Source organism: Elusimicrobiota bacterium (assembly GCA_016182905.1).
GTDB lineage: Bacteria > Elusimicrobiota > Elusimicrobia > UBA1565 > UBA9628 > GWA2-66-18.
This window is the reverse complement of the sequence record JACPFR010000014.1, coordinates 115487-123099: the sequence shown is the minus strand read 5'-3', so window position 1 is coordinate 123099 and position 7613 is coordinate 115487. Positions and strand designations below refer to the sequence as shown.

Annotated in this window: 5 protein-coding genes; all 5 read right to left on the bottom strand. The window is 64.2% G+C overall.

Annotated elements, in window-relative coordinates; all coding sequences use genetic code 11:
- Nucleotides 1–140 (bottom strand): elongation factor Tu (gene tuf, locus HYV14_05925; GenBank protein ID MBI2385533.1); only part of this gene is annotated, 140 nt, incomplete at its 3' end.
- A gap of 77 nt (nt 141–217) precedes the next feature.
- Nucleotides 218–2344 (bottom strand): elongation factor G, encoded by a 2127-nt coding sequence (fusA, locus tag HYV14_05920; protein ID MBI2385532.1) that lies wholly within the window; start codon nt 2342–2344, stop codon nt 218–220.
- A 146-nt stretch (nt 2345–2490) separates the two neighbouring features.
- Entirely contained in the window at nt 2491–2970 is a 480-nt protein-coding gene (gene rpsG / locus HYV14_05915; GenBank protein ID MBI2385531.1) for a 30S ribosomal protein S7, read from the bottom strand.
- Nucleotides 2971–2991: 21 nt separating this feature from the next.
- Nucleotides 2992–3378, bottom strand: coding sequence for a 30S ribosomal protein S12 (locus HYV14_05910; GenBank protein ID MBI2385530.1), 387 nt, complete (start codon nt 3376–3378; stop codon nt 2992–2994).
- Nucleotides 3379–3392: 14 nt separating this feature from the next.
- A complete protein-coding gene (gene rpoC, locus HYV14_05905; protein MBI2385529.1) occupies nt 3393–7613 on the bottom strand; it encodes a DNA-directed RNA polymerase subunit beta' in 4221 nt (1406 codons plus the stop codon).

The window sequence follows — 7613 nt, the reverse complement described above, 5'->3', positions numbered from 1 at the left end:
TAGCGCTTCGCCTGCGCCAGGCCTTTCTTCGAGAGATAGCTGGTGATCGCGGCCGTCAAAGTGGTCTTGCCATGGTCGACGTGCCCGATGGTGCCGATGTTGACGTGCGGCTTGGTGCGCTCGAATTTAGCCTTGGACATGATCTCAATTCTCCTTATATTTTTACGGGGCCGGGACCCTTCGGGCCCGGCACAGGTGATTTTTGGAAATTCCTATATCACCTAGTAGTCTTCTCGCCGGAGGCGATGGCGGCGTTGTGCTTCTCGACGATGCCCTTCAGGACGTTGTTGGGGACTTCCTCGTAGTGGCTCGGCTCCATCGTGAAGGAGGCGCGGCCCTGCGAGATGGAGCGAACGACGGTGGCGTAGCCGAACATCTCCGACAGCGGCACGGTGCACTTGACGAACTTCAAGTGTCCACGGTCGCCCATCTCCGAGATCTTAGCGCGGCGGCTGTTCAAGTCGCCGATGACGTCGCCCGCGTACTGCTCCGGGGTCGTCGCCTCGCACTTCATGATCGGCTCGAGGATCGTCGGGGACGCCTTCTGGCAGCCCGAGCGCAGCGCCATGGCGCCGCAGATCTTGAACGCCATCTCGTTCGAGTCGACGTCGTGGTAGGAGCCGTCGAGCAAGGTGACCTTGATGTCGACGATCGGGAAGCCGGCCAACGCGCCGCCGTCCAGAGCCTCGCGCACGCCCTTCTCGACCGCGGGGATGAACTCGCGCGGGATGCGGCCCTGCTTGACGTCGTTGACGAACTCGAAGCCCTTGTTCATCGTCTGCGGCTCGATCTTGATGATGCAGTGGCCGTACTGGCCGCGGCCGCCGGACTGGCGGATGAACTTCGCCTCTTCCGTGACGGGCTTGCGGATCGTCTCGCGGTACGCGACCTGAGGCTCGCCGACGTTCGCCTCGACCTTGAACTCGCGCTTCATGCGGTCCACGATGATGTCGAGGTGGAGCTCGCCCATGCCGGAGATGATCGTCTGGCCGGTCTCGACGTCGGTCTTGATGCGGAAGGTCTGGTCCTCTTCGCCGAGGCGGGACATCGCGTTGGCCATCTTCTCTTCGTCGGCCTTCGTCTTGGGCTCGATGGCGACCGAGATGACGGGCTCGGGGAAGGTGATCTGCTCTAGAAGAACCGGCTTGTCCACATCGCACATCGTGTAGCCGACCCGGCCGTTCTTCAGCGCCACCGTGGCGCCGATGTCGCCGGCGTAGATCTCCTTGATCTCCTCGCGCTGGTTGGCGTGCATGCGCAGGATGCGGCCGATGCGCTCCGTGTTGCGGTTGTTGCCGAACATCACGGTGTCGCCGGCCTTGAGGGTCCCGGAGTAGACGCGGAAGAAGATCAGCTTGCCGACGAAGGGGTCGGTCTGGATCTTGAACATCAGCGCCGAGAAAGGCTCCTTGTCGTCGGGCTTGCGCTCCACGACCTTCTCGAGGTCGAAGATGTCATGGCCCTGGGTGGGAGGCACGTCGAGCGGGGAGGGCAGGAACTCGCACACCGCGTCGAGCATGGGCTGGACGCCCTTGTTCTTATAAGAGGAGGCGCAGAGCACGGGGAAGATCTTGCACTGCAGGACGCCCTTGCGCAGGGTCTTCTTCAGGTCTTCCTGGCTGAAATTGGTCTCGCCGTTGAGGTAGCGCTCCATCATGGCGTCGTCGAACTCGACGATCTTCTCCACCATGGTGGCGTGGTACTTCTCGGCCTGCTCCTTCATGTCGGCCGGGATCTCGACCTCGTCCCACGCCGCGCCGAGCTCCTCGCCCTTCCAGATCAGGGCCTTCATCTTGATGAGGTCGATGAGGCCGGCGAAGGCGGCTTCCGAGCCGATCGGAAGCTGGATCGGCACCGCGTTGGCGCCCAGCATCTTGATGATCGAGTTGTACGACATGTAGAAGTCCGCGCCCATGCGGTCCATCTTGTTGACGTAGACGACGCGGGGCACGTGGTACTTGTCGGCCTGCCGCCAGACCGTCTCGGACTGGGGCTCGACGCCCTGCACGCCGTCGAAGCAGACGACCGCGCCGTCGAGCACGCGCAGCGAGCGCTCGACCTCGGCCGTGAAGTCGACGTGGCCGGGGGTGTCGATGATGTTGATCGTGAACTCGTTCTCGAGATGCTTCCACTTGCAGAAGGTCGCGGCCGCGGTGATAGTGATGCCGCGCTCGCGCTCCTGAGGCATCCAGTCGGTCGTCGTCGCGCCGTCGTGCACCTCGCCGATCTTGTGGATGCGGCCGGTGTAATAGAGGATGCGCTCGGTCGTGGTGGTCTTGCCGGCGTCGATGTGGGCGATGATGCCGATGTTGCGGACTTTGTCGAGCGCTGTTTCTCTGGGCATTTAAATTTACCTGTTATTTTTGAACGAATTAACCACAAAGACACTAAGGCACAAAGAACGGAAGGGAAGGTTAACGGCAACCGCTTTGCCGTTGCCCTCTCCTCTTTGTGTCTTCGTGTCTTTGTGGTTCATTTGTTCGTTTTTTTCTACCAGCGGTAATGGGCGAAAGCGCGGTTGGCTTCGGCCATCTTGTGGGTGTCCTCGCGCTTCTTGAAGGCGATGCCTTCCTTCTTGTTCGCCGCGAGGATCTCCTCGGCGAGGCGCTCGGCCATCGGCTTGCCGGACTTGGCGCGGGCCGCGTCGAGCATCCAGCGCATCGCGAGCGTGGAGGAGCGGGTCACCGAGACCTCGATCGGCACCTGGTAGGTGGCGCCGCCGACGCGGCGGGCCTTGACCTCGAGGAGCGGGCGGATGTTCTCGATGGCGCGGGTGAAGACGTCGAGCGCGGGCTCCTTCGTCTTCTCGGCCACGATCTCCAGGGCGTCGTACATGACGCGCTCGGCCTGGGCCTTGCGGCCGGCGTGGTCGAGCTTGTTGATCAGGCGCGAGACGAGCACCGACTTATAGCGGTAGTCCGCGGGAGGCGGAGGGCGGCGGTCACGGGGGCGAAGTCCTTTGCGGGGCATGTTCTATATCCTCTCTAAATTTTACTTGGGCGCTTCTTTCTTGGGGCGCTTGGCCCCGTACAGAGAACGGCCCTGCTTGCGGCCGTCGACGCCGGAGGCGTCGAGGACGCCGCGCAGGATGTGGTAGCGCACGCCGGGGAGGTCCTTGACGCGGCCGCCGCGGATCATGACGATCGAGTGCTCCTGAAGGTTGTGGCCGACGCCGGGGATGTAGCCGGTGACCTCGACGCCGTTGGTCAGCTTGATGCGCGCGATCTTGCGCAGGGCCGAGTTGGGCTTCTTCGGGGTCGTGGTCTTCACCAAGGTGCAGACGCCGCGCTTCTGCGGGCAGGACTCCAGCGCGGGAGCCTTGGGCCGCGTGCGCTTCTTCGTGCGTCCGAGGCGGATGAGCTGACTGATCGTGGGCATGACTCTGTATCTCCTTAAGACTGCGTCGCCAGCGCGGCCTGCGCGGCGAGTTCGATGAGTTTTTCGCGGGCCTGGAGGCCCGTGCCGGCCGGGATCATGTGGCCGATGATGACGTTTTCCTTCAATCCCTTGAGGTAGTCGATCTGCGACGTCGTCGCGGCCTGCGTGAGGACGCGCGTCGTCTCCTGGAAGCTCGCCGCCGAGATGAACGAGCTCGACGCCAGCGAAGCCTTGGTGATGCCGAGGAGCACGGGCTCGGCCTGGGCTTCCTTGCCCCCCTTCTCCTTCGTCTCGCGGTTCTCCGCGGCGAAGACGAAGCGGTTGACGATCTCGCCCTTCAAGAACGAGGTGTCGCCGGCGCTGTCCACCTTGACGTTCTGCAGCATCTGACGGACGATGCACTCGATGTGGCGGTCGGAGACCGTCACGCCCTGCAGGCGGTAGACTTCCTGGATCGCGTTGACGAGGAATTCCTGGACTTCCTTGATGCCCTTGACGTGAAGGACGTCGTGGGGGTTGATCGCGCCGTCGGTGAGGGCCTCGCCGACGCCGACGCGGTCGCCTTCATACACGACCAGGTGCTTGCCCTGCGCGATGAGGTACTCGCGGACCATGTCCGTCTCCTCGTTGCGCACGGAGACCTGGACGAGGCCCTTCGCGCCGATGCCGAGGCCGACGACGCCTTCGATCTCGGAGATGATGGCGGGGTTCTTGGGCTTGCGGGCCTCGAAGAGCTCGGACACGCGCGGCAGGCCGCCGGTGATGTCCTTGGACTTCGTGATCTCCTGAGGGATCTTGGCCATGATGTCGCCGACGTGCACGGCCTGCTCCTCGGCCACGAGCAGGATGGTGTCGGTCGGCAGCGGGAACACGGCGACTTCCTTGCCGCCCTTCTCGACGACGACGCGGGGGTTCAGACGCTTCGCGGCTCCGGCGCCTCTTTCACCACGGCGGGCTTCCTGCTCGATGATGCGGCGCTCGACGATGCCGGTGATCTTGTTGAGGTCGGTGCGCAGGGACACGCCTTCGCGGACGTCCTTGAGGACGACCGCGCCTTCGTGCTCGGAGACGATCGGCATCGTGTAGGGGTCCCACTCGGCGAGCAGCCCGCCGGGAGCGGCCTTGTCGCCGTCGGCGACCTTGAGGCGGGCGCCGTAGGGCAGCTTGAACTCCTCGGTGGCTCCCGACGCCTTGTCGGTGACGAGCGCCATGCCGGCGCGCGAGACCACGACGGTGTGGCCGTCCTGGTTCTTGATCGTGCGCACGCTCTTGAACTCGACCAAGCCGCCCTTGACGGACAGAGCGTTCGAGCGCTTGGTGACGCGGGACGCCGCGCCGCCGATGTGGAAGGTGCGCAGAGTCAGCTGGGTGCCGGGCTCGCCGATCGACTGCGCGGCGATGATGCCGACGGCCTCGCCGACCTCGACCATGCGACCGTTGGCGTTGTTCATGCCGTAGCACTTCGCGCAGACGCCCTGGCGGGCTTCGCAGGTCAGCACCGAGCGGGCGCGGACCATCTCGAGGCCGGCGGCCTTGATCTCGGCCTGGGCCTCGGCGTTGACGAACTCGCCGGCTTCGACGATCGTCTTCTCGACGGACTTCTTGCCCTCGGTGACGGTGACGACGACGTCCTCGAGCACGACGCGGCCGAGGAGACGCTCATCGAGAGGCTCGATGATCTCGTCGCCGGCCGTGAGGTTGCCGAGGCGGATGCCGTTGATCGTGCCGCAGTCGTCCTCGGTGATGACGAGGTCGTGCGCGGCGTCGACGAGGCGGCGGGTCAGGTAGCCGGCGTCCGCGGTCTTGAGCGCGGTGTCGGCCAGACCCTTGCGGCCGCCGTGGGTGGAGATGAAGTACTCGAGGACGGTGAGGCCCTCGCGGAAATTAGAAACAATGGGCTGTTCAATAATCTCGCCGACGCCGCCGGTCAATTTCTTCTGCGGCTTGGCCATCAGACCGCGCATGCCGGCCAGCTGACGGACCTGCTGGCGGGAGCCGCGCGCGCCGGAGTCGGCCATGAGGAAGACCGAGTTGAAGCGGGACTCGCCGGTCTTGAACGTCTTGTGCTCGTCGGCCTTCATCGAGTCGAACATGACGTCCGAGATGCGCTCGGTGACGTGCGTCCAGATGTCGATGTTCTTGTTGTAGCGCTCGGACTCGGTGATGACGCCGTTCTTGGCCTGCTGCTCGATCGTGCGGACCTTCTTGCGGGCCTCGGCGATCTCTTCCTTCTTGATCTTCGGGATGTGCATGTCCGAGACCGAGATGGAGAGGCCGGCGGCGGTCGCGTAGTGGTACCCCATGTTCTTGAGGTCGTCGAGGAGCTGCACCGTGCGGTAGTGACCGAGCTCCTTGTAGCACTTCTCGACGAGACCGGAGAGGTCCTTCTTGTTCTGGGGCTTGTTGATGTAGCGCAGCTCCAGCGGGATGATCTCGTTGAAGAGGACGCGGCCCACGGTCGTGCAGTCCTTCCACGACTTCGGGTTGCCGCGCTCCTCCTTCGCCAGGCCTTCCTCGACGATCTGGTTGAGGCCGAGGAGCTTGATGCGCGCGTGCAGGTCGACCTTGCGGTTCTGGTACGCGGTCACGACTTCGCCGGCGTCGGCGAACACCATGCCCTCGCCCTTCTCGCCGGTCTTGTCCTTGGTCAGGTACGCCAGGCCGAGGACCATGTCGTGCGACGGGATCGCGATCGGCTTGCCGGACGCGGGCGACATGATGTTGTTGGACGCCATCATCAGGAGCTTCGCCTCGAGCTGGGCTTCCTGGGACAGCGGCACGTGGACGGCCATCTGGTCGCCGTCGAAGTCGGCGTTGAACGCCGCGCAGGTCAGCGGATGGAGCTGGATGGCCTTGCCCTCGATCAGGACGGGCTCGAACGCCTGGATGCCGAGGCGGTGGAGCGTGGGAGCGCGGTTGAGCAGGACGGGGTGGTTCTTCGTCACGAACTCCAGGATGTCCCAGATCTCGGGGCGGACCTTCTCGAACATGCGCTTGGCGGCCTTGAGCGTGAGGCTCTCGGTCTTCATCAGCTCGCGGATGATGAACGGGCGGAACAGCTCGAGCGCCATCTCCTTGGGAAGACCGCACTGGTTGAGCTTGAGGTTCGGGCCGACGACGATCACCGAGCGGCCGGAATAGTCCACGCGCTTGCCGAGCAGGTTCTGGCGGAAGCGGCCCTGCTTGCCCTTGAGGATGTCGGACAGGGACTTGAGCGGGCGGTTGCCGGCGCCGACGACCACGCGGCCGCGGGCGCCGTTCTCGAACAGGGCGTCGACGGCTTCCTGCAGCAGGCGCTTCTCGTTAAAGATCATGACCTCGGGCGCGCGCAGCGCCTCGATGTGCTTGAGGCGGTTGTTGCGGTTGATGATGCGCCGGTAGAGGTCATTGAGGTCCGAGGTGGCGAAGCGGCCGCCCTCGAGGGGCACGAGCGGGCGGAGCTCGGGCGGGATCACGGGGAGCGTGGTGAGGATCATCCACTGCGGCTCGTTGCCGGACTTGATGAAGCCCTGCAGGATGCGCAGGCGGCGGATGAGCTTGGTGCGCTCCGCGTCGGAGGTGACGGTCTCGAGGGTCGCGTTGATGCGCTCGGACTCCTCCTTCGGCTTGACCTTGGAGAGAAGGGTGTGGATGGCGCCCGCGCCGATGTCGACCTTGAGCTTCGAGCGGAACTCGGTCTTGGCCTTGCGGACCTCGTCCTCGTTGAGCAGGTCGCCGGTCTTGTACACGGTGCGGCCCGACGTGTCGACGAGGTCCTCGAGGACGATGTACTGGGCGTAGTACACCACGCGCTCGAGATCGGAGGTCTTCATGTCGAGGATGATCCCGACGCGCGACGGCGTTTTCTTAAGAAACCATACATGGGCGACGGGCACGGCGAGCTCGATGTGGCCCATGCGCTCGCGGCGCACCTTGGACTCCGTCACCTCGACGCCGCAGCGGTCGCAGACGATGCCCTTGAACTTCACCCAGCGGTACTTGCCGCAGGCGCATTCGAAATCGCGAGCCGGTCCGAAGATGCGCTCGCAGAAAAGACCGTCGCGCTCGGGCTTGAGCGTGCGGTAGTTGATCGTCTCCGGCTTCTTGACCTCGCCGTAGGACCAGTTCGTGATCTGCTCCGGAGAGGCGATCGAGAGGCGGATCGAGTCGAAATCGAAGAAGTCGAGCGAATCGGACTTCTTCTTTTTCTTCCCGCCGAGCGAGATTTTCTTATCCTGGGTCGCGATGAAAGCCAT